The following is a 22,575-nucleotide window of genomic DNA, read 5'->3' on the forward strand; positions in this document are numbered from 1 at the left end:
ATCTTCCAGAGCATGTCTAGAAAAGGTAATTGCCTTGATAATTCAATAATGGAAAACTTCTTCGGACTGCTAAAGCAAGAAATCTATTATGGAGTAGTTTATTATAGTTACGAAGAATTGAAAGCTGAAATAGAGCGATATATAAAGTATTACAACGAACAAAGAATTAAAGAGAAACTAGGATGGATGAGTCCTGTCCAGTATAGACTCAACCTCTTGGCTGCATAAAAACAGCGTAGCAGCCATAAAACTGCTACGCTTAAAAGTCTAACTTTTGGGGGTCACCTCATACGCTCTATCCTTTTTTTAAAATCATATGCTGAATGATGATATCAAACCTTCTTGATATATCCTTCTTTTCTGGCAGGAGCGGGACCGATGCTGCCGAGCTTTCCGTAGCCGAGGATTACGTTTCCGACACCTACATAGTTGTCAGGGATTCCCCATGCTTTCTTAAGCTCTTTTCCCTCTTCACTCTCAAAGCTCTCCTCAGCACGCCAGATATAGCAGGAATCAACGCCAACTGCGTGAGCTGCGTTTAAGAGGTTGCCGATAACGAGGTTACCGTCTGCGATTCCGAAAGGAAGAGTTGGATCGCCAAATACTACAACTACTGTAGGAGCACCGTAGAAGGTGTGCACAAATGATTTTTGCACAACGTCTTAATACAATTTTAAGAACGATATCTCGCGTAATATAGTAATATATAGTTAGTGAATGAAAGGGGGATTATACAAAATGGAAAAGATGAAAATCGCAATGGCAAATGATCATGCCGGAACACAGATGAAGGAAGAGATCAAAGCGTACCTTATTTCTCAAGGTTACGAAGTAGAAGATTTTGGCACATATGATGATAAGTCTTGTGATCTGTCCGATTTCGTATACCCTGCGGCTCTTGCAGTTGCCAAGGGAGAGTGCGACCGTGGAATTTTCTGCGATGGCGTCGGCTATGGAAGCGCGCTGATAGCGAACAAGATAAACGGTTGCTACGCGGCTGTGTGTCAGGATCCTTTGTGCGCAACGCTTGCAAGGCAGCACACCGACTCCAATATTCTGTGCCTCGGAGCCAAGATAATCGGCGGATTGATGGCCATGGAGGTTGTTAAGACATGGCTTACCACAGAGCCACTAATGGAAGAGAAGTACAGACGAAGAGTGCAGAAGGTCTGTGAGATTAACGATAAGCACTGCGTTCCGGTAAAAGAGCTTTAAGAGGGTGATTACTGCTTATGAGTGAGAATCAGGAGAAAAAGCTGCCGGCGGAGAGCAAGAAGCAGGATATAAAGGTGAAGAAAAATCCGACTGCGGAAGCTTTAAAGAAGGCGCCGGATGAGGCTCTGGCAAGAGCTATACATGATGTGCTGTTAAAGGAAAAGTTGTAGGAGGGTTCAAATGTCTAATCGAGAGGATTTCCAAATAGTAGCTGACATTTTAAATGAATGGAATATAGCTGAAGAGCTTGAAGGGACAGTATTGGTAGGGCTCAGGTTTTCTACAATATACCTGACTGATAACGGCGCTTTTTGTGACTGGATGGTAAGCTTCACATCAACTAAGAAACTCCAACTTGAAGAAGCTGAAAAGACACGTCAGGAAAGCCTTGCCGATGTTTTCTCAGGCTATGATATTGAGTATTCTCCCGAGGATTACTTTATCGAAGTCTCCAATCAGGAATTCATTGAAAATGCTTATGACGAGTACGATGTTGCAGAGAATGCAAGCGATCTCGTGGATACAGTATTTGAGTCACTTACAGACCTTGCAGTATCAACAGCCATCGACCCTGAGCACGAAGAAACAGCTAAAGAGAAATTGGAGCAAAAGAAAACTGAGATCAAAGCAGCTCTTAACGCAGACTGAAAACAGGAGCCGATAAAATGCTAATTGGAATCATATCTGACGTCAGAGGCAATGCAGAATCAGAGAGGTGATCTATGAGTAGCAACGTCAAAAAGCTATGCATAAATTGTGGAAGAGAATTTGTTGCAAAAAAGTCCGGGCACATATTCTGCTCACTGGAATGTAGAAAGCGCTACGGAAATCATACCGGTTATAGATGCAGCGAATGCAGGACTTTGCCCTGTGAACATCGCAATGTGTTTTCACACAAAACGCCTGACGATTGCCCGAACTATAAGTGGACCTGGTAAATACTAAAGAGGGCTATCAATATGGATTACATTTATTCCGTGGAAGAAGCACGAGATAAAATATTAGGCCTGTTGATTGAATCAACCGGTTGGAAATACTTAAAAAGCAGGAATTGTCTCAGGAAAACAGTTAAGGACCTGGTGTTTGAAATAAACTTCTTTGGATCAAAATGGAATCAGTCTCATCAGAGCGTCGAAATGAATGCAGATTTCAGAATGATCTATAAAAAATATGGATCTGTGCCTGTGAACAATATCGTTGCATCAGTTCAATATCTTCCTGAGAAAGGCAAGCAGGGAGATGGATACTGGTTTGATATTTCTACCGAAAAGAAATTGCTGGATGTATATAAAGACTTGAATAATAGGATACAGGCGACAGCAGTGCAATTGGCATTGGATTTCGAATCAGATTTCATTGGAGCAACAGAGAGACTATTCAACGACCATTTTGAAGATTACAATGTTCATCTTGATTTTGTGGCAGATATTCTTGGCACAGATGCGATAAAAGAAAAGGCGAAAGATATTTATGACAACCTTTCTGATGAGTATAAGCGTCAGGTAAGTGACTATAAAAACGGCGATAGGTCCAAGCCATGGATGATCAACAGATCCAATCTTAAATATATTGCAGATAATGGTTTTGGAGGATAACCTATGTATTATTTCAAAAACAAAGTAGCAGTTGTAACCGGTGGTGCCAACGGCATCGGAAAATGCATCGCAGAAGAATTCAGCAAATATGGTGCCATCGTAGAAGTGATCGACAAAGAGCCGGGGAATCACTTTGTAGGGGATATTTCTCGCAAGGAAGTCCTGGAGGACTTTGCGAAGCATGTCATAGATAAGCACGGACACATAGATTTTCTAGTAAATAACGCGCTGCCTCTTATGAAAGGGCTTGATGACTGTTCTTACGAAGAGTTCCAGTATGCCCTTTCTGTTGGTGTGACAGCGCCGTTTTATCTTTCAAAGCTCTTTAGCCCTTACTTTTCTCAGGGCAGTTCAATTATCAATATTTCTTCATCAAGAGACAGGATGAGTCAGCCCCAGACAGAGAGCTATACTGCAGCAAAAGGCGGAATAGCATCGCTTACTCACGCCCTGGCAGCAAGTTTTTCCGGAAGAGTCAGGGTCAATTCAATATCACCTGGTTGTTAGTAGAAATCAGTAAGTCAGTCCATATCCGTATTCAAGCCATGGAGTCTGTGTTTCTATACCTTCATCGTCAGCATACCAGGGACTTGGGAGTTTTCCGGTAAAGTCTGCATCTCCGCAGAGGACTTTAGCGACGCCCTGACCTTCACTTCCGGGAAGGTAGCCCATTACAACGCCGTCCCACTGATCGATATAGTCTTTTATAAACACATTTCGTCCGGCTATTACAAGACATACAATGGGTTTTCCCAGCTCTTTTGCCTGGTCGATCGCTGCTTTGTTGCCGTTTAGTCCATGTTCGCCGCAGATGTCCATGTTTTCTGCGTCGCCGTTCCATTCTGCATAGGCATCTTCGCCCAGAACAAGGAGAATGGCATCTGCATTAGCAGCATCTTTTTCATCTGTGATCACAGTTATGTTATGAGCTGAGGCAACATCTTCGAAGCCCTGCTTAATTGATGTGACACCCGGGATTTTAGCTCTGGTGCTCTTGTTCCAATCCATGGTCCATCCACCGCACTGAGAGACGTGGTTGTCCATTGCCGGCCCCATGATGTACACGCTGCTTCCTTCCTTAAAGGGGAGGATATTGTTGTCGTTCTTTATGAGAACCTGGCTCTCTTCAACCAGCTTTTCTGCGACCTGACGGTATTCTGCCGAGCCTGTTTCACTTTTGGTTGTCTCCATGTTCTTAAGGAAAGGATCTTCGAACAGGCCAAGGTCTTTTTTAACCTTCAGTATTCTGAGCACAGCATCATCGATGCGCTCCTCTTTGATATCCCCATCATTAACGGCTTTGACAATGATCTTTCTTGCATGTTCAAAAGTATCGACTTCCATGAGCATATCGATTCCGGCGTTGACGCTGGTTATGACCTGCTGATCGTAGGTGGTAGGAGAAGTGTTTTTTACTGAATTCCAGTCACTTACGATAAAGCCTTCAAAGCCCATGTCGTTTTTGAGAATATCGATGTACTTCTTGTTTTCATGCATCTTTACACCGTTCAGGGATGAGTGGCTTATCATTATGGTTTTTACCCCGGCATCTATCTGCGCCTGATATACGCTGAGGAGCTCTTTTATCTCATCGTCAGAGAGACTTGAATCGCCTCTGTCCATAATGCTTCCAAGCTGCTCCTCGCCGGTTCCGTATGAGATGTTGCCGTCTGCAAAAAAGTGCTTGGCACAGGCAGCTATACCTGCGTCCTGCTGGCCCTTCGTATAGGCAGTGGAGAGACGCTTGATCATTTCAAGATCTGAGCCGTAGCTCTCATAGGTTCGTCCCCATCTTGGATCAACCGACTGAGCAACACAGGGAGAGAAGTTCCAGAGCATGTGGCAGAGCTTGGCTTCGTCGGCTGTTATCTGACCGACCTGATACATCAGCTCTTCATCGTTGGCAGCGCCCATGCCTATGTTGTGGGGGAAAATAACAGCGTCAAGGCAGTAGTTTACGCCATGAACATCGTCCTGACCGTACAGATAAGGAACCCCTGAATCCGACTTGACCGCAGCCTTCTGGAAATTGTCCACATATTGCTGCCAGTTTTTGTAATCAAGGGTTTCTGCCTTGGATAGGATGCTGCCGTAGTCGAAGGTGAGCATTCCTTGTTCGTCTACGCTGTAGCAGGCAGGTTGAACCATCTGGGCAGCCTTCTGGTCCAGAGACAGCTGCGCAAGGATCTCCTCAGGAGTCTGACCTGCGTATTTTGAAGCATCCGCTGTAATGGCTGCGTCAGTGGTATCTGTAGCTACTCCGGCTTCAGGACCGGGAACATTTGCTTTTCCACAGCCTGCAAGCATTCCTGCAATAATTGCGGTTGAGAGTAGCATACATAGTATTTTCTTCATTTTCATAGATGATTCCTCCAAATGTGGTCCTACGTGAGTATTAACCAATCAGTTATTTCAGAACAGCGCGTATATTCTTTAGAGTTGGCTCCATATCATAGCTCCACTCAATAAGCCTTATGCCATTTTCCTCGCATAGGCTTTTCTTTTGTCTATCAAGCTCTTTTCTCTGCAAAAGAGCTTCTTCTCCGCCAAAGAAAGTAACAGGAGCAAAATGCTGGATCCCCTGATACTCAATTCCCACCTTGATGGATGGGATGAACAGATCAAGGCTCTGCTTCCCCAGCCACTCCGGCCTGTACTGATAGAGTGTGTCAGGATAGAGCCGTCTTATTTCTCTAAAGAGGGATAGTTCATGCTTCCATTTAGGCCTGATAATTCCGGCAGCTGTAAGGTCCGTCCTTATCTTAGTCCGTTCAAGCCGCCAGTTTGACTTGAACCCATCTTTTTCCTCATACATGGCTATATCTTCATAGAGCCATTGAAAAAGCGGCATAATATCTCGGGTAAGAGATAAAAAGAACTCCAATTCAGAAGAAAAATAGCCACAATCAAGGATATGTTCTATGTTTCTTCTTACATACACAGTTTTTGCAGGATTATGATAGTACGGAATGTTTCCCTGGAATTTAGCGATCTTATCAGGAAGATATGGGGATCGAAGGACATGACCGTCCTGCCATAAATGGCTCTGATACCAGGGCAGCGGATAATCATAAAGTGAGTATCCTCCAAAGACATCCTGAGAAGAACTTGTGTATAGAAGATGATACATAAGAAGCACATCATCCATGTTTTCTTTATCAAAGACTGCTAAATAGTGGACCTTTTCCTCATCAGGGAAAAGACATTTTATCGGATTAAAGCTCTCAGCTCTTTTACAGACTTCTGATATTACAAAAAACTGTGACACAAAGCTCTCCGGGAAAATAAAGTACGCCTTATGGTCGGTGTCTATATCAGAAAACTGTGACAGAAATGCATCCACATAGCTGTTTCTTGGTATTTCAGGAGCAGAAGATAGCAATTCCATTGTTTTATATCGATAAGGTAGATCATCCCATGAGAGCTTGATAAGAAATGCTTCATAGCCTTTCTCTATATACTCAGCGCGGACTTCGTCATCAAAGTCTTTTCTGTAAGAATCATGCTCCTCTAAAATTGAATCAAGCGTGGCAAAAGTAGAGATCTCGTGGTGTTCGGGATACTTATCCCAAAGGGTCATGAGTCTGTCAAAGCTGTATTTATTTGTTGGTCTTGTATGGATTGGATACATGCTTTTCTAATGAATCATCTTACGCCAAGTGCAGAGAGCTTCTTGTGAAGATTCCCAAGGAACAAAGCCATAGAAATAACAAATACGGCTGAAAAAACACCGGTAATTGCATTAAGCACTGTGGATGAAACAATTTCCAGATCGCCAAGGCCGTACTGACTAAGCATCAGGCCTGATGATATGGCGGAGTTTATAGCCTTGCCAACTGTTGCAGTAATTATAGTAGTTATCGCAGTCAATACGCTAGTTACGCATCCAACAACAGTGAATACGATGACATATGTTGAAATATTGCCTGTCATATAACCAAGGTTAGCGCCGTCTTCAATTCGCTTTATTGATGCATTCAGCTTATAATAGTAAATAGTTGCCAGTATTACGAGCACAAGATACAGTGCGAAAAGTGCGATTATAATGCCTATTCCGACAGCTGCTATTTTTCCAAAATCGCCAAAATCCGTTGAACCGAGGGCGCTTAAAAGTCCTGCGCCTACTGCGAATAAAGCTATTGCGATACCGGAAATAGCGGCTAAAAGGATGAAAAGGATCATGCATAATACACAGATGCCCCTCAACATGCCAAAGCCCTTGATGATGGGGGTGTCCTTGCCGGCTCCCGTATAAATCTGCCAAAGGCCTATTGTAGTGATGACCATAGGAATAAGCAGTACTAACATAAAAGAGCTGCCGAACCCGGAGGCGAGTATTTTCTCAAAAGAATTGTCTGAGAGCGTGCTAAGCCCTGTATTAACAGCTACCATATAGTAGATCATATTTATGACAGACATAACAAGGCTTGCAGAAAAAGTTATTGCCATAATAAGAAATGGCGTTGACCTAAGAGCCTCTCTAACCGTCTCTCTTATACCCGGAATTACCGGCTGAGTATAAGCTACTCCCGGATTCGGGTATGCGTTGTAATATCCGTTCTGATACTGTGGTTGGCCCTGATACTGGCCATTGTTGAAGTTTCCATCCATTTTTGTTTCCTCTTTCCCCAAATACTTTAATCTCTCTATTTATATCAGTAAGACAAACCTTTATCAATGATAATGTCCGCGGTTTTTGAAAAAGTGTAAGTTTAAATACTGGCTAATCAGTCTTAAGAAGTCTGAAATGACTTTTCTTATACTCTATAAGGCCTTCATCTTGCATGCGTGAGAGTTCTTTTGACATATTGGTGCGCTCAAGGTTCAGATAATCAGCAAGTTGTTGTCTGTTGAATGGAATGTCAAATTCTCTGGAGTCAGTCTGTAGTGCAATGGCATTGAGATATGACAGGAGGCGTCCGCGGCAGCTCTTGGAAGAAGTATAAAAGCTACGTCCGGAGAGGACAAGATTCTTCTGTGATGAGATGATAAGTATATTTTTAAGGAGCTTTTCCTTCCAGGGAGAGCTCTTTTTGCTATCTTCAAGAAGGTTCTTTATATTGCAAAAGAGAATGCGGCTTTCCTCATTTGCTCTGACATCAACCAGAAGGACTTCACCAAGAAGAGCATAGGTCTCGGCAAAGTACTGGTTCTTTCCCACATGGCTTAATACAGTACGGTTGCCCCAGATGTCATTGCTTTCAACAGTAACACTACCGGAAAGCACCATGCCTATTTTGGAAGTCTGTTCTCCGGCGTGGAGAATCACATCATCTTTTCGGAATCTCTTTTCCTTTGCACCCAGGAAGTCAAGGCACGAGGATAGCTCTTTTGCTGTCATTCCCTGGAACAGTCTGCTTTTTTCTATACTTTCAAGATTCATAAATATTTCTCCGGAAATGTGGTTTAAACAACATACATGTTATGAATAGTATATTATACTGACACCATCAGAACAAGTTTAAGGCTAAGAACAGAGAGGTTTAAAGATGGTAAGAAAGATAATAAAGATCGACGAAGAAAAGTGCAATGGATGTGGTATTTGTGCTAGTGCCTGCCACGAAGGTGCTATTGATATTGTGAATGGAAAAGCAAAGCTGGTAAGAGAGAACTTCTGCGATGGATTTGGAGATTGTCTGCCTGGCTGCCCTACGGGAGCAATCTCTTTTGAAGAAAGAGAAGCTCCTGCGTATGATGAAGCTGCAGTAAAGGCAGCGCACGGATGCCCGGGGTCAAGATTTATGACGCTCAAGAGTGGCAACCAGAAAGAGAATGATCTCAGTCAGGATATGATTTCAAGAATGAGCACTCATCCATCAAGATTAATGCAATGGCCATGTCAGATAAAACTTTTGCCGACACAGGCAGATTTTTATAATGGGGCCAAGCTCCTCGTTGCAGCTGACTGCACAGCATACGCCTATGCAAACATGCACGAAGAGTTCATGAAGGGGAAGGTTACAATGATAGGATGCCCAAAGCTGGATGATGGTGACTACACAGAAAAACTGACAGAAATCATATCAAATAACGATATCGTCAGCGTTACCATAGTAAGGATGGAGGTTCCATGCTGTGGAGGACTGCAGAGAGCCGCAGAGAATGCTATTAAGAACAGCGGAAAGTTCCTTCCCTGGCAGGTTGTAACCATCTCTCGTAACGGAGAGGTACTTGATTAAATTTCACAGGAGGCACATTATGGCAACATTAAACGAAAGAAAAGTAGCAGTAGTAGGTTGTGGATTTGTTGGTTCGGCATCAGCATTTGCCCTTATGGAAAGCGGGCTTTTTTCCGAGATGGTGCTGATAGATGTGAATAAAGAGAAGGCTGAGGGGGAAGCCCTTGATATCAGCCACGGACTTCCTTTTGCAAAGCCAATGCAGATATATGCCGGTGATTATAAAGATGCAGGGGATGCTGCAGTTGTGGTTGTTACAGCAGGTGCGGGACAGAAACCCGGCGAGACCAGGCTTGATCTTGTTAAAAAGAATGTAGGCATCTTTAAGTCTATTATTCCTGAGATTGCAAAGTACAACAAAGATGGAATACTTCTTATCGTGGCGAATCCGGTGGATATTCTTACATATGCCGCAGTCAAGTTCAGTGGATTCCCTGAAAACAGGGTGTTTGGTTCGGGAACAGTTCTTGATACAGCCAGATTCAAATATCTTCTGGGGGAACATTTGAGTGTGGACAGCCGTTCAGTGCATGCATTTATTATAGGTGAGCATGGGGACAGTGAGATAGCAGCATGGAGTAGTGCAAATGTCTCAGGGATTCCAATTCATGATTTCTGTGAGATGAGGGGGCATTTCGAACATGAAAAAGCCATGAAAGAGATTGCTGAAAATGTTAAGAACAGCGCCTATGAGATCATTGAGAAAAAAGGTGCGACCTATTACGGAATTGCCATGAGTGTAAGACGTATCTGTGAGGCTATAATACGTGATGAAAAATCAGTTTTGCCTATATCGAGCATGCAGCATGGTGAAAACGGCATTGATGGAGTTGCACTCAGTATGCCTGCAATTGTCGGAAGAGGTGGCGTTGAAGGTTCTGTGCCGATCAGACTTAGTGAGCAGGAAAAAGAGGCATTGATGAAGTCATCGGAGACTCTGAAAGCAGTAATTAACGAATCACTTTGAAACTCAAAAAAGGTTATATTGAAAGTTAATAGATATATTTAAAAGTCTTTGGAAAATTTCGAGTACATATTTTACCGCTTTCTTTTTCTGAGTATATGCAAGGGCAGAGCATAAGTCCGCAGGAAGCATGGAAAGAGTATATCAGAACCGGTGAATTTGATCTGCATACTTTGCCTGATGATGAGGAATACACACATAACATTGCTCCAGGTGAAGTTAAGGCTATAGTATGTTTTGAAATTTCTCCGGAATACCTAGGTAAGGGAATTGCAACGCAGTTTTTACGTAGAATCTGTGATGATGCAAAGCTCGAAGGATACAAATATGTTGAAGCATATCCGGTAAAGGATAGAGAGAATATAGAAACGGCTTTTACCGGACCGTTACGATTATATGAAAAGGCCGGCTTTGAAATCTTTGAACTGTCCGGCAATACATATACGGTGAGAAAAAACTGATTCTATAAATGGGAATATATTCCAGTTTTATTGACTAAGGATAGTGGAAAATAGTGAAAAAATAGTGAAAATTTAATGGGATTTTCAAGGACGTTCTGCTATAATATCATCGAGGTGAATTAAGATGATTAAAGTGGTTCTGACAAATGAGATATTAAAATATATAACCGAAATAGATAAGAACAGATACAAGGTTTCTTCCGTAAAACTACCAAGGTCTGTATCAAGCAGACTGCGGAAGAATTCAAAGAAAAAGAGTTCATATGCTTCAAATAAGATAGAAGGGAATCCACTCTCTGAAAAGCAGGTTGATGAGGTTATAGAGCGGGATGAAAGAAAGCACTTTTTAAAGCCGGAGCAGGAAGTGCGCAATTATTTTCTGGCGCTAAATTATCTGGAGGAGAAGGTAAAAAAGAAAGAACAATTTTCAACGAAACTGATATTAGATGTTCAGAAATATGTTGAGAAGGGAGCATCTAAGGAAAAAATAGGACTAAGAGGAGCTATGCCTCCAGGCGTGCTGTTTGCCGTATATGATTCCCAGACTGGGAATCCTGATTATATTCCACCGGAGTACCTCGATATACCGGATCTATTGGATGAATTGGTCGAGTATGTAAATACTACTGATGATCACCCGTTGATAGTTGCGGCGGTTGTACATTATCAGTTGGTTACGATACATCCGTTTGAAGACGGAAATGGTCGAACTGCACGTTTGCTTTCGGGATACATTTTGGATATCAATGGATATGGATTTAATGGTATCGGTTCATTAGAGGAATACTTCGCATATGACATTAACGAGTACTATAAATCGATACAGATGGGACTGCCTGCCCTTTATTACTCGGGAAGAAATAATCCACCAAATCCGGAAGTGTGGGTGAATTACTTCCTTCGCATGGTGCTGTTATATTCTAATAAGATTTGTGAACTGTCGGAAAGTTCAAGCGAGGATGAAATAAGCGGAAGCTTATCATATTTAAAGGGCAAAGAGAAGGAACTGCTTTTATTTTTGATTAAGAAATATAAAGGAGAGTTTACTCCAATCGAAGTCAGTCGTGAAATCGGTGTGACAAACAAAACGGTAATAAACAGATTATCTGCGTTGGTAAAAAATGGTTTTGTGGAACCGTTTATGGTAAATCAGCGTATCAGATCTTACGAACTAAGCGATTATACGAGGGAGAATGAAAAAAGGATAAAGAAGATGATTTCATAACTTGATTCAGCAGAATCATTATCGAGGTAAGAATAAGGGTGGATATGAATGAATGTATTCAATCTGATAAATAAAAAGTATAAAGAGAAGATAAGTTTACAGGAACCTTTAAACTGTGATGATACTCTTCCTAAAGAGTTGATAGCAATACTTGGGCATTCAAACGGGATAATGGAAATTATGATTCATCCTAAGACCGGAGAAATGATGGAAATTGGATGGATCATCTATCCCTATGATGAAATCAAAAAGTGGAGTTCTTATTATCAGAATAAGTACGGATTGTCAGGCGTGGTGTTCTCGGATGATGGTGCAGGCAATCCATTTTATTTGTTTGATGGTAAAGTTTATGAATATGATCCTATAGATAACGAATCAGAACTAATTGCAGATTCACTTGAGGAATTTTTCCGTAATTAAATGATATATTAAATTGGATATATTTTCCTTAGCTTAATAGAAGAGATGCCAATAAATAAAAGAGAGATAAAAATGTTTATATCAAGGTTTGGGAATTATAACGAGCAATTAAAGGAGTTTGAAGAAAAGAAAGACCTGAGTTTTGATGAGGACTATGTGCGATTTATCAAGAAGTATAATGGTGGAGAAACTCCCAAAACAATTGTTAAAGTAGGTAGAAAAAAAGAAGGCGTGAGAGCTTTTAATGGTTTTGGGGTGAATAAGGAGATGTATTCCTTAGATTCAATTTTGGATTTTGAAATTGGAGAGGATTTGCTTGAAAAGAAGCTGTTTCCAATAGCATCCAATGAATATGGAGATTTCTATGTTTTAGACTGCTCCTCTGAGAAAACCGGAGTATATGTAATTAGACATGACAATCAGGATAACACAATTAAGATTGCTGATAGTTTTAGAGAATTTGTCAGAGAATGTAAAAGTGAGAAGATTGGTCACATCAGAACTATTGAAGAAAGAAAGGCTGATATGATAGCTGCTGGATTAGGGGATAAAATTTCAGATATATCTATTCGTAATTGGCAAAAAGAGATTGACAGATACGCGGGATACCACCAGGAGGAGATAGAATTCTAAAATTTGAAGGATATAGTACTCATGCAGGAGGGGTAGAAAGTTATCGAAAGAAAATAGAGCTTTGGCCTCCTCAATCCGAACAGAGCCAATGGTTAATCTTTGTTTTGATATTGTTCCCAAACATACTTATAATTTAAATAATAAGAACTAGAAATGCCTTAGTGGTTACGCAATGTTTTTGTTTATCAAGCATGGAGGAACCTTATGAGCGTGTGTCCTAAATGTAATACTTTGGTTAATGATGATGATCACTTTTGCCCTAACTGTGGATGCAATATTTACGAAGAAAATGAGAAGTCACGGTCTTCTAAACATGTGAGAGGCACAGTAATAGCCATCATCATAGCAGCAATTATTCTGGGGGCAGCAAAATATGCCTACGATTTTTGGGCCAGAGAGAATTATAAAACTAAAGTTGAAACATGTGCTTATACAATGTTAGAAGGCGCTAAGGATGCAGAGGATGCCTGCAACAAGATAGTGGCTGTATGGAATAACTCAATATGGGGCATAGAGGATTCAGAAACTGATAAATATACTATTGATAAATACGGATATTTTTACGATGATTTTGACGATGCACTAGACAATCTCTTTAGTGATGATGCCTTTATAGAAGATCTTCAAGATATAAATGAAAACTTGCAGGAAGTAAATGCAAGAATGAAAGAATTACAGAATCCACCAAAGAACTGCGAACAGTTACATGGTGTATTCATGGATTTTTATGATGAATATTTTGTCTTGGTCAATTGTGCATTGAATCCATCCGGAAGTCTTAATTCATATTCAGATAAATTTAGCGAGGCTGATGAAAAATCAGCGCAGTATTACGATAAACTTATAGTATATTTTGAGTAATGGGCAGATCCATTGTTAGGAACAATTACGGGTAAGGGAAAAGCGTGAAAGAGCCGCAGCTCAGGGGTGAAAAATCCTTGAGTCGCGGCTCTTGATTTCTTTATTATTTTTAACTTTTTCCCTTAGAATAGACTGGCAACATTCTTAATCCAGGTATCAAATGCCAGGTATTGTGTAGCAGCACTAGTTAATGCTGCGTGTTTATTAATGCCATGAAGCATTCTCATTTGTTCGTACTGGATTTTTTCTTGCTCATAAAGGTTTAAGCATTCTTTGATGGAGTCACATCTGCCATTTTCCATGTACTCTATAAGTTTATCTACAATGTAAGGACTAGCATATGAAAAAGAAACGGCCTTATTTGTGGATTCATAGGTTGACTTTAGGGCTTTTGCGTATTTATTTAAAACGCACAAGTACGTCTTAATAATATTGATAATTTCCTACACTACATTGTATATTTAAGATTAAATAAGGAGAAAAATAGATGGCAGTTGGGATAACAGTAGATTTTTATTGGTATCAGATTGGTACAGGAGATTTTTTCCATTCCTTTTTTTCAACTATTGCTTTCAATCTTGAAGGTGGTAGTTGGGGAAGCCGATTTCCTGTATTTATGAAAGACTTCTATGACGGTGAATTAAAGAATGCCAGAATTACTGAGGCTTTATCTGAATTAGATGTTATAACAGAGGGACTAAAGAAGCTGCCTCCAGATAAGGTCATTTGGGATATTGAAGATATTTCAAAACAGCCACCATGGGGAAGCAATATCAGTACTGATATAACTGATTTATCAAATTATTTTGTGACCAGTGATGGTGAAGATCTTATAACGACTATCAGGGATGCATTTGAAATGGGACTGCAGATTAATGAGGATGTACATATTTCGAGCTTATGATGTTGCTTAATGATAAATGTATGTCAGTGGAGGAATCGGATGAGAAAGGTATATTAAGGTGAAATAATGGAAAACGTATTATATCAAGGAACTGGATATGCTGTGGTTGAAATTGATGGAAAAATGAAAATATGCTGGGCAGAGGGTATTGAAGGAACCATTAAATATTATGATATTACCCAGGAGTTATTTGAGAGACTTAAAAAGTCTGAAAAGGATGCAAACGAGGTCATGTTCTTTTGTAAAAATGGCAGGTGGCTTCCTAAGGAGGATGAGGTTCGTGAGGCAAAAAGAGAGTTTTTAAGAAATAATCCGAAGCTCTTATTAAAGATTCCAAGCAATCAGGATTATTTTGAAAAAGAATTAGCAAAAGGATTCTAGAAAACCATAGACTTGATTGTAAGGAGCAAAAAATGGATAAAGAAACAATTAAAGAAATAAGGATGGCGATTCAGGAAAACCGAGTCGATGATTTCAAACGAATGGCGAGTGAAAACAGCGATACGTTGGAAGTTGTTACTTTTTTTGGAACATTTCTGCATGATGCTGCGATATTTGGAAGTTATGAAATTGCCAAATATCTTGTGGACAATGGAATAGATGTAAATAAAAAAGCCGGTTATCGTAATAGTACAGCGCTGACCTCTGCAGCATATAGAGGATATCTGGATATAGTAAAACTATTATATGAAAACGGATGCAAGCTATATGTGGATACCTTTGACGAGAATCCTTTATTTGCAGCCATTTGTGAAAGGCACCTGGATGTTGTTAAGTATTTGGTTGAGAAAGGAATTGATCTTTCTCCAAAGTATACAATTGGCGGTAAGCAGATGGATGCTTGTGAATATGCCAGCCATTATGCAAAGACAGAAATACTTAGCTACTTATCTGAGCAACTTGGAAAAGAGCCTCCTGTCGAAAAGAAAAAAAGAGAAGTTGTTGTAGACTCGTCAAAAAAGCCTGAATTTGACTATGGCTCTTTTGAAGAAAGACTATACGCAAAAATGCGTGAAGTAATGAAAAAGTATAGTGACAGAAGAGATGATATATATGCTTTTTCAATTAAATATGAGCCGGAGTTCACCTCTTTTATTAATATACTTGCAAATTCCTATTCCTATCTGAATGAGTGCGCCCAGAAAGGCTCCTTTTCACTAAACGATTATAAATATAGCGAGGAAGACTGGGGAATCTGGGAAAAAATAGAAGATTTATCTGATGATCTGGCGTATCATTATGAACTTGTTGAAAAATGGTGCGGAGAAGACGAAGATCTTTATGAGGATATGTATGAAGAGCACAAAAAAAGAATCATTGATACCTGCATCAATGTAATGATGAAGATAAAACAGTCTGAGGAGTATTCTATTTATCCCGGATTAAACCTCAATGTTTATGTGAGGGAAGGAATGTCTGAGGATGAAGAACTTGAAATATTCAAAAAGCTTAATGATGAACAGGCTGTTAAGGAATTTGAAAAGTTTATGGGAAAGGGCTGAATCAGTAAACGGACGATAAAAGGAGCAGAGTACAGCGGCCCAGAGGACGGAGGCTATATATAACGGGAAATCTATAGGAATTGAGTCCATATATACTGTCATTGGTGATAAGCAGATCAATATCCCGGAGAAACTAAATTTGCTTCGTGAGAAGAGCAAAAAAGGAGAACTGTTCTGTCCATGCGGTTGTGGTGCCAATCTTATACTTGTAGCCGGGGATAGAAATCTTAGGGAAGCGCTGATTATGAGATAGATAATTTAACAGCATTGTTGAGTATATTAGATTTATAAAAAGGTTCGGTTAATTATGTTATTTTTCAAAGAAAACGATGAGCAAAAATTAAAAAGAATCTCAAAAAACGCTGGGAATGTTGTGCAAATGTTTAACGCATATTTTACAACTCCTAAAGGAATAGATGCCACACAGGAGCTTATTTTTGTGGCAGCAATGGCCGGACATGCCTGTCATCGCGCGGTTATTGCACAACACGGAAAAGCGGCTGAAGTGACGACTAAAGAGGGCAAAAAATTTTATTTCGGAGACGATCTTAATAAATTCCTTCTGGAAAATAAACTTAGCGTGGTGTCGTTTTGTAGGGCTGTGACAGATTATCCAATGGATAAAGTGATAGAGATTGTTTCGGCTTTTGCAAATCACTTTACTGATGAAAACTATACTGTGTGTGGACAAAATCCCAAGGCTTTATACGAGCGGGTAGAGTCGTGCTGGGAAGGCATATATAATAATATGACTGCAAAATATTGCAAAGATCCATCAGAATGGCCCATTCTTTTTGGTGTAGTTCTGCAGAATATATTGATGATGTCTTTAAAGGCGGGAGCTCCAAAAGATGAAGCTGCAAGGATTGCTATTGAATGCGCAGTGGCTGTGTCAAAAATGGATAAAGAATCATTTTAATGCTTAAGATGAAAAATAGAAGTTTGCAGGGGGAATAATGGCCGGAGAATATTTTTACTCAGTATACTGGGAAAGGTGTTGGATTATGGAAAAAGTAGTATATAACGTCTTGGCGATGATTCTTTTGATATCACTAGCTGGCTGTAGAGATTTAGAAACTGAGCTTGCACCGGTATCAACGCAAGAAGTGACGGTTAAAACGCAAGAAGTAGTTGAGGAAGTACCGGAAGAAACCTGGGAATCGCCTATTGATGGACTTTCAGATGATTTCATATTTGGAATGGATGCATCTTCAGTACTGACTGAAGAAAAAAGTGGTGTTAAGTACTATGGTTTTGACGGCAAAGAGCAGGATATATTCAAAACCTATGCTGATTCAGGGATTAACTATATCCGCTTAAGAGTCTGGAACGATCCTTATGATGAGAATGGGAATGGGTATGGTGGCGGTAATAATGACCTTCCAACAGCTGTTGAGCTTGGGAAAAGAGCTACTGCCAATGGGATGAAAGTAATGATAGATTTTCATTACTCCGATTTCTGGGCAGATCCTAAGAGACAGCACGCTCCCAAAGCCTGGGAGGGCATGAGCGTGGAAGAAAAAGCGGATGCCCTCTATGAATTTACTAAAGACAGCCTCTCACAGCTTCTTGATTCCGGCGTAGATGTAGGGATGGTACAGGTTGGTAATGAGATTAACTACGGAATGTCAGGAGAGCGGCAGTTTGAAAAGGTTCTTGAACTTTTAAAAGCGGGAAGTATGGCAGTACGTGAAGTATCAGAATCTTACGGAAAAGAGATTGCTGTAGTTGTCCACTATACCAGGATTGAAGACAAAGCAGATGTACTTACACTGGTTGACAGGCTGGTGCGGGGTGAACTTGACTTTGACATGATTGGTATGAGCTATTATCCCTTTTGGGATGGCAGCTTTGAAAACATGAGTCGTGTCCTTGAGCTTATTAGTGAAAAGTATGGAAAAAAAGCTTTCATAGCAGAGACGTCTTATTGCTATACCACTTCAGATGGCGATGGATCAGCAAACAGTTTTACTGTTAATGATTTGGTAAAGGGTTATCCCGCGTCTGCCATAGGACAGGCCACAATGATCCGTGATATTTGTAAGAATGTGAATGAAGTAGGGGGAATAGGTGTTTTCTACTGGGAAGGCGCGTGGATTCCTGTAGGTCCTGCTGATGCAGATAACTCCGCTATCTGGGAGAAATATGGAAGTGGATGGGCCAGTAGCTACGCTTCAGATTATGATCCGGAGGATGCGGGTCTTTACTATGGCGGAAGCTCTTGGGATAATCAGGCGCTTTTTGATTTCGAAGGACACCCATTGGATTCTCTGAATATTTTTAAATATATGCGAAATGGTAGAAATTACTAAGGGAGAATTATCTTTGGATTTAAACGAGAACGATAAATCGGCAGTTTGTCTTACGAGGAGAGCAGAAAATGGAATATGTAATAAAGAGTTTGACTCCTGATTTGGCGGAGGATTATTTTGATTTCTTTGATAATAGGGCATTTTCAGATGGATCGCCATTCTATCCGTGTTATTGCAATGCATTCAATCTAAGCAAAGAAAGAATGGAAAAGGAATTGTATCAGAGGGCAGAGGATTATGGTAACGGACTGGAAGGCTGGATAAGAGCACTTAGGGAATCAGCTGAAAGAATGGTGCAGTCAGGAGAAATCAAGGGCTATTTGGCATATGATAATGGAATAGCAATAGGCTGGTGCAATTCGAATGACAGGATGAGCTACTATAGAACCGGTGAATTTGATCTGCATACTTTGCCTGATGATGAGGAATACACACATAACATTGCTCCAGGTGAAGTTAAGGCTATAGTATGTTTTGAAATTTCTCCGGAATACCGAGGTAAGGGAATTGCAACGCAGTTTTTACGTAGAATCTGTGATGATGCAAAGCTCGAAGGATACAAATATGTTGAAGCATATCCGGTAAAGGATGGAGAGAATATAGAAATGGCTTTTACCGGACCGTTACGATTATATGAAAAGGCCGGCTTTGAAATCTTTGAACTGTCCGGCAATACATATACGGTGAGAAAAAAACTGATTCTATAAATGGAATATATTTCAGTATTATCGACTAAGACAAATCAATATTTGTAGGAGGAAGATATGTATTCAAAGGATGATTTCGGAAAAGATCTTATAAAAGAGGTTCGAGATCGCACCATTAGACAGTATCATAAAAAAATAAGTGGTTTGATGAAATCAGAGGATAATCAGGCTCTTTTTAGAAGATATGAATCATTGGATGAAAGCGCTAAGGAATTTATTAAGGACCTAATCCCTATGATTGTGGACACAAGCCTTCATAATACTTTGTGTATGATTGAAGATAGCGATAATTTTATACTTACAGTCGGTGAAGATGATATTCGAGATGTTTCAGATGGATTAGCTGGCGAGTTATACACTGAAGATGGCTGGATTGCAAAATATTCATCAGAGCGTTAAATTCAAGTTTGTCGGGATGAACGTTGGAACATAAAATTGGAAGATAATTAACTAAGAATATTTTGTTTTTGCTTAATAGAAGGGGTTATAAGAATTTATGAATTTTATTGATGAGGCGTTACATAATTGCCATAATGGCGAAGAATTAGTTCAAGCCCTCGCTGATATTTACAAGCATCCGGATGTTAGAATTAAGCTTAGAGACTATCCGGAATGGATAAACGATATTATAGCAATAATAGATTATGATACCGAATTGCAGATGGAAGGCTTGGAATTTAGAACTTATGAGCGAGAAATACAAGCATTAAATAATTTGGGAATATTTGAAGAAGCAAGTGTATTATCACTTATTAGTGCGGCTTCTTCAGATAAAGAAGTCGAGGACTGTTATAGTAAACTGGCTTTGAATAATGATTATGACGAGTTTTGGAATATCGTGTATTCTTTTGCTGACAAAAACCTTAGAAAGTAGAATTACTGTTTTATGAAAGTGCTATAAGAGAAGCTTTGAATCTGGAATAAAGCTTCCAGTTTAAAATGTCTAACAGGGGAGAGTATGAAGACTATCATTAAATCAGATATAGTAAGTGCATTAAAAAGTGTTGGGCTCCAGAATGGTGATTCAGTAATGGTACATACATCACTTGGACAGATTGGATATGTATGTGGTGGTGCACAGACTATTATTGAAGCTTTGATTGATGTTGTGGGGCAGAATGGAACTATTATGATGCCTACACAGTCATGGAAAAACCTTGATCCGGAAACAGGAGTTCATTGGGATGCAGATGAGGCTGACTGGGATACAATACGCGAAAACTGGCCGGCATATGATAAGGCGATTACTCCGACAAACACTATGGGTGCGGTTGCCGAAATGTTCCGTTCATGGCCTGGAACATTAAGGAGTGACCATCCTGCCAGATCTGTTGCAGCTTGGGGAAAGAATGCTAAGTATTTAACTGAGAACCATGATCTTTCGAATATATTTGGAGACTCATCACCAATTGGGAGGCTTTATAAACTCGATGGGAAAGTTTTACTGATTGGAGTTGATTATGATAAGAATACTTCCATTCATTTAGCGGATGCGCGTGCAGAATACTCAAGCAAACATACCTGCATTGAACACAGTGCAGTCATGGAGAATGGTGTTCGTGTCTGGAAAGCTTACGAAACATTGTATGTTGATGGAGAGGACTTCAAAGATATAGGAAGGGCATTTGAAGTAGCCTATACTACATGTAAGGTAAAAGTGGGCAATGCTGATATAAAGCTGATGAACCAACGTGAATTAGTAGATTTTGCTGTATCGTGGATAGAATGTAACAGAAAATAACTTTCAGGATAAATTAGAACGACAAAGAGGCGGTTTGCGGAGGATCACGCGGTGAATGTAATAGAGATAATAAATAAAAGACACAGCTATAGAGGAAGATATCTGTCTAAACAGGTTCCCAAAGATGATTTGGTAAAAATAATGGAAGCAGGAATGGCTGCTCCATCGGGATGTAACAAGCAAACAACCAGTTTTATATCAGTTGATGACCCGGATATTTTAAAGAAGATTAAGGAAGTAATCAATCCACCGGCATGTGAAACAGCACCGGCGATAATTGTGGTGTTGACGCAAAGGATAAATGCATATCGGGATAGATGCTTTGCAGTGCAGGATTACTCTGCTGCAATTGAGAACATGCTACTTACGATTGTGGAACTTGGATATCAGAGTTGTTGGTATGAAGGCCATATTACAGATGAAGATAGAATATGTGACAAAATAGCGGATATTCTCTTGGTGCCGAAGGATTATGAAGTTGTATGTATATTACCGGTAGGAGTGGCTGAAAGCGAACCCTTGGTACCAAAGAAAAAAGTGTTTGAAGAGAGAGCTTGGTTTAATACATTCAAAGGCTGATGGAGAGATTGAGGGACAGTTTCCCTGATGTGATGATTGAGGGATGTTCGGGTGGCGGCGGGAACCTTTGGCTATGCCTTTGATCCCGTGTTCGGTTCATACCCGGCGATACAACTTCATTTTAGAAAGAAATGTTAAGAGACATCAATGGATTTCAAAATAGTTTTTTCAGATATAGACGGAACAATTCTAAACAGTGAACATAGAATGCTTAAGGGCACACTTGATGCAATATTTGCCCTAAAGAAAGCCAATATCCCTTTTGTCATTGCGACAGCAAGAGGACCATCCGGAGTACGGCCGATTTTTAAAAGATACGGGTTTACCTGCCCGATGATCTGTTATAGTGGGGCGCTTATCATTGATGAAAACGATAAGATAATGTACTCGGAGGGATTTGATGCCGATGACGCGAGGGATATTATTTCTTATATAGAGGCGGAGAAGATTGACTGTACATGGAATATCTATTCAGAAGAATTGTGGATTGTAAATGACAGGAATGACCGACTGGTCCGCGCAGAAGAGGAAATCGTTGAGGTCTGTGCAACAGAGGGCGGCATAGAGCTTCTTCCAAAAGATGCAATCATAGGAAAGCTCCTTTGCATATGTAAGCCTGAAGCAATATGTGGTATAGAAAATGAATTGAAAAAGAGATTTCCAAAGCTGTCGATAGTTAAATCCTCAGATGTTCTTCTTGAAATCATGAGAAAGGGAATTACAAAGGCCGACGGAGTCAGGCGAGTATGCTCGTATATGAACATTCCGCCGGAGAAAGCGGTTGCTTTTGGTGATCATTTTAATGATGCAGAAATGCTACGATCTGTAGGATTTCCTTTTCTGATGGGAAATGCTCCGGAGGAATTGAAGAAGGAATTCTCGTGTGTGATCGGAAGTAATGATGACGAGAGCATTTCAGAAGCCTTAAGGAGTATTGGCCTATTATGAACTACCATCACCGACAACATCGGAAATGGTTTCTACAATACCAAAGCAGTATAGTAAGGCACGTTCACAGTGCCGCTACTCCGTCGGGTAAAACCCTTCGGCATACTTGCAAATGTTGTTAGATGCGCTTGTGGCGCCGGGAACAAACACCTTGTATATTTTACGTGCCACAGGTTCTTGATTTGTTTGATTCGTGGCGCAACCCCATATATACAGTTTTCAAGGTTCCGATTGATTTATTTTAGTACGAACAACTGTTCGTGTAAAGGCGATTCATCCCACAACCGACTTCATCGGAAGGGGTTTTCTCGCACGTTATTATAATAGTG

At 40.3% G+C, this 22,575-nt stretch carries 29 protein-coding genes; 24 read left to right on the forward strand and 5 right to left on the reverse strand.

Annotation, left to right across the window (positions count from 1 at the left end; genetic code table 11):
- Positions 1 to 228: IS3 family transposase (locus tag G589_RS0115475; RefSeq protein ID WP_026522772.1), on the forward strand; the 228-nt coding region annotated here is incomplete at its 5' end.
- 104 nt (positions 229 to 332) lie between these two features.
- On the opposite strand, the gene G589_RS20235 is transcribed toward G589_RS0115475, so the two are convergent.
- On the reverse strand, positions 333 to 656 hold the full coding sequence (locus G589_RS20235) for a nitroreductase family protein (protein ID WP_081669086.1): 324 nt from the start codon (positions 654 to 656) through the stop codon (positions 333 to 335).
- Positions 657 to 738: 82 nt separating this feature from the next.
- Between G589_RS20235 and G589_RS0115485 the strand changes: the two genes are divergently transcribed.
- The 5 genes from G589_RS0115485 (at position 739) to G589_RS20240 (ending at position 3,317) form a co-directional block, all read left to right on the forward strand.
- Positions 739 to 1,215 carry an RpiB/LacA/LacB family sugar-phosphate isomerase gene (locus G589_RS0115485; protein WP_022767566.1) on the forward strand — a complete coding sequence of 159 codons (477 nt, stop codon included), beginning with the start codon at positions 739 to 741 and terminating at the stop codon, positions 1,213 to 1,215.
- A 17-nt stretch (positions 1,216 to 1,232) separates the two neighbouring features.
- Entirely contained in the window at positions 1,233 to 1,385 is a 153-nt protein-coding gene (locus tag G589_RS22000; protein WP_155832564.1) for a hypothetical protein, read from the forward strand.
- A gap of 10 nt (positions 1,386 to 1,395) precedes the next feature.
- Positions 1,396 to 1,863: a hypothetical protein gene (locus tag G589_RS0115495; RefSeq protein ID WP_026522773.1), complete on the forward strand. Its 468-nt coding sequence runs from the start codon at positions 1,396 to 1,398 to the stop codon at positions 1,861 to 1,863.
- A gap of 311 nt (positions 1,864 to 2,174) precedes the next feature.
- On the forward strand, positions 2,175 to 2,810 hold the full coding sequence (locus G589_RS0115500; protein ID WP_026522774.1) for a hypothetical protein: 636 nt from the start codon (positions 2,175 to 2,177) through the stop codon (positions 2,808 to 2,810).
- Between the two features lie 3 nt (positions 2,811 to 2,813).
- Positions 2,814 to 3,317: an SDR family NAD(P)-dependent oxidoreductase gene (locus G589_RS20240; protein ID WP_051192449.1), complete on the forward strand. Its 504-nt coding sequence runs from the start codon at positions 2,814 to 2,816 to the stop codon at positions 3,315 to 3,317.
- Positions 3,318 to 3,323: 6 nt separating this feature from the next.
- Here G589_RS20240 and G589_RS20245 read toward each other — a convergent pair whose 3' ends face one another.
- From G589_RS20245 to G589_RS0115525, 4 genes are all read right to left on the reverse strand, one after another.
- Complete coding sequence (locus G589_RS20245; RefSeq protein ID WP_051192451.1) at positions 3,324 to 5,171, reverse strand: glycoside hydrolase family 3 protein; 1,848 nt, start codon at positions 5,169 to 5,171, stop codon at positions 3,324 to 3,326.
- Positions 5,172 to 5,217: 46 nt separating this feature from the next.
- Positions 5,218 to 6,441, reverse strand: coding sequence for a hypothetical protein (locus tag G589_RS0115515; protein ID WP_026522775.1), 1,224 nt, complete (start codon positions 6,439 to 6,441; stop codon positions 5,218 to 5,220).
- A gap of 14 nt (positions 6,442 to 6,455) precedes the next feature.
- Positions 6,456 to 7,421 carry a hypothetical protein gene (locus tag G589_RS0115520; protein WP_026522776.1) on the reverse strand — a complete coding sequence of 322 codons (966 nt, stop codon included), beginning with the start codon at positions 7,419 to 7,421 and terminating at the stop codon, positions 6,456 to 6,458.
- A gap of 112 nt (positions 7,422 to 7,533) precedes the next feature.
- A complete protein-coding gene (locus G589_RS0115525) occupies positions 7,534 to 8,193 on the reverse strand; it encodes a Crp/Fnr family transcriptional regulator (RefSeq protein ID WP_026522777.1) in 660 nt (219 codons plus the stop codon).
- Positions 8,194 to 8,299: 106 nt separating this feature from the next.
- Between G589_RS0115525 and G589_RS0115530 the strand changes: the two genes are divergently transcribed.
- The 18 genes from G589_RS0115530 (at position 8,300) to G589_RS0115620 (ending at position 22,246) form a co-directional block, all read left to right on the forward strand.
- A complete protein-coding gene (locus tag G589_RS0115530) occupies positions 8,300 to 8,989 on the forward strand; it encodes an ATP-binding protein (RefSeq protein ID WP_026522778.1) in 690 nt (229 codons plus the stop codon).
- A gap of 19 nt (positions 8,990 to 9,008) precedes the next feature.
- On the forward strand, positions 9,009 to 9,956 hold the full coding sequence (locus tag G589_RS0115535; RefSeq protein WP_026522779.1) for an L-lactate dehydrogenase: 948 nt from the start codon (positions 9,009 to 9,011) through the stop codon (positions 9,954 to 9,956).
- Positions 9,957 to 10,051: 95 nt separating this feature from the next.
- Positions 10,052 to 10,414: a GNAT family N-acetyltransferase gene (locus G589_RS20250; protein ID WP_026522780.1), complete on the forward strand. Its 363-nt coding sequence runs from the start codon at positions 10,052 to 10,054 to the stop codon at positions 10,412 to 10,414.
- 124 nt (positions 10,415 to 10,538) lie between these two features.
- Positions 10,539 to 11,639 (forward strand): Fic family protein, encoded by a 1,101-nt coding sequence (locus G589_RS0115545; RefSeq protein ID WP_026522781.1) that lies wholly within the window; start codon positions 10,539 to 10,541, stop codon positions 11,637 to 11,639.
- Between the two features lie 48 nt (positions 11,640 to 11,687).
- The gene (locus tag G589_RS0115550; RefSeq protein ID WP_026522782.1) at positions 11,688 to 12,059 is read left to right on the forward strand and encodes an SMI1/KNR4 family protein; all 372 of its coding nucleotides are present in this window, start codon (positions 11,688 to 11,690) and stop codon (positions 12,057 to 12,059) included.
- Between the two features lie 45 nt (positions 12,060 to 12,104).
- Entirely contained in the window at positions 12,105 to 12,692 is a 588-nt protein-coding gene (locus G589_RS0115555; RefSeq protein ID WP_081669088.1) for an SMI1/KNR4 family protein, read from the forward strand.
- A gap of 204 nt (positions 12,693 to 12,896) precedes the next feature.
- A complete protein-coding gene (locus G589_RS0115560) occupies positions 12,897 to 13,553 on the forward strand; it encodes a zinc ribbon domain-containing protein (protein WP_026522784.1) in 657 nt (218 codons plus the stop codon).
- Positions 13,554 to 14,040: 487 nt separating this feature from the next.
- On the forward strand, positions 14,041 to 14,457 hold the full coding sequence (locus G589_RS0115570) for an immunity 70 family protein (RefSeq protein ID WP_026522786.1): 417 nt from the start codon (positions 14,041 to 14,043) through the stop codon (positions 14,455 to 14,457).
- A 66-nt stretch (positions 14,458 to 14,523) separates the two neighbouring features.
- Positions 14,524 to 14,838: a hypothetical protein gene (locus G589_RS21385; RefSeq protein WP_051192453.1), complete on the forward strand. Its 315-nt coding sequence runs from the start codon at positions 14,524 to 14,526 to the stop codon at positions 14,836 to 14,838.
- A 32-nt stretch (positions 14,839 to 14,870) separates the two neighbouring features.
- Complete coding sequence (locus G589_RS21390) at positions 14,871 to 15,959, forward strand: ankyrin repeat domain-containing protein (protein ID WP_051192456.1); 1,089 nt, start codon at positions 14,871 to 14,873, stop codon at positions 15,957 to 15,959.
- Between the two features lie 307 nt (positions 15,960 to 16,266).
- The gene (locus G589_RS0115585) at positions 16,267 to 16,878 is read left to right on the forward strand and encodes a hypothetical protein (protein ID WP_026522787.1); all 612 of its coding nucleotides are present in this window, start codon (positions 16,267 to 16,269) and stop codon (positions 16,876 to 16,878) included.
- Between the two features lie 85 nt (positions 16,879 to 16,963).
- Complete coding sequence (locus G589_RS0115590) at positions 16,964 to 18,271, forward strand: glycoside hydrolase family 53 protein (protein WP_242826464.1); 1,308 nt, start codon at positions 16,964 to 16,966, stop codon at positions 18,269 to 18,271.
- 68 nt (positions 18,272 to 18,339) lie between these two features.
- Positions 18,340 to 18,978, forward strand: a complete 639-nt coding sequence (locus G589_RS0115595; protein WP_026522789.1) for a GNAT family N-acetyltransferase — start codon at positions 18,340 to 18,342, stop codon at positions 18,976 to 18,978.
- Between the two features lie 57 nt (positions 18,979 to 19,035).
- On the forward strand, positions 19,036 to 19,377 hold the full coding sequence (locus G589_RS0115600) for a hypothetical protein (RefSeq protein WP_026519507.1): 342 nt from the start codon (positions 19,036 to 19,038) through the stop codon (positions 19,375 to 19,377).
- 97 nt (positions 19,378 to 19,474) lie between these two features.
- Positions 19,475 to 19,852, forward strand: a complete 378-nt coding sequence (locus tag G589_RS0115605) for a hypothetical protein (RefSeq protein ID WP_026522790.1) — start codon at positions 19,475 to 19,477, stop codon at positions 19,850 to 19,852.
- Between the two features lie 84 nt (positions 19,853 to 19,936).
- The gene (locus G589_RS0115610; RefSeq protein ID WP_026504501.1) at positions 19,937 to 20,719 is read left to right on the forward strand and encodes an aminoglycoside N(3)-acetyltransferase; all 783 of its coding nucleotides are present in this window, start codon (positions 19,937 to 19,939) and stop codon (positions 20,717 to 20,719) included.
- Positions 20,720 to 20,770: 51 nt separating this feature from the next.
- Positions 20,771 to 21,298, forward strand: a complete 528-nt coding sequence (locus tag G589_RS0115615) for a nitroreductase family protein (protein ID WP_026522791.1) — start codon at positions 20,771 to 20,773, stop codon at positions 21,296 to 21,298.
- Between the two features lie 147 nt (positions 21,299 to 21,445).
- Positions 21,446 to 22,246, forward strand: a complete 801-nt coding sequence (locus tag G589_RS0115620; RefSeq protein WP_026522792.1) for a Cof-type HAD-IIB family hydrolase — start codon at positions 21,446 to 21,448, stop codon at positions 22,244 to 22,246.
- Positions 22,247 to 22,575 lie beyond the last annotated feature (329 nt).

This window comes from Butyrivibrio sp. VCB2001 (genome assembly GCF_000423965.1).
GTDB lineage: Bacteria > Bacillota > Clostridia > Lachnospirales > Lachnospiraceae > Butyrivibrio.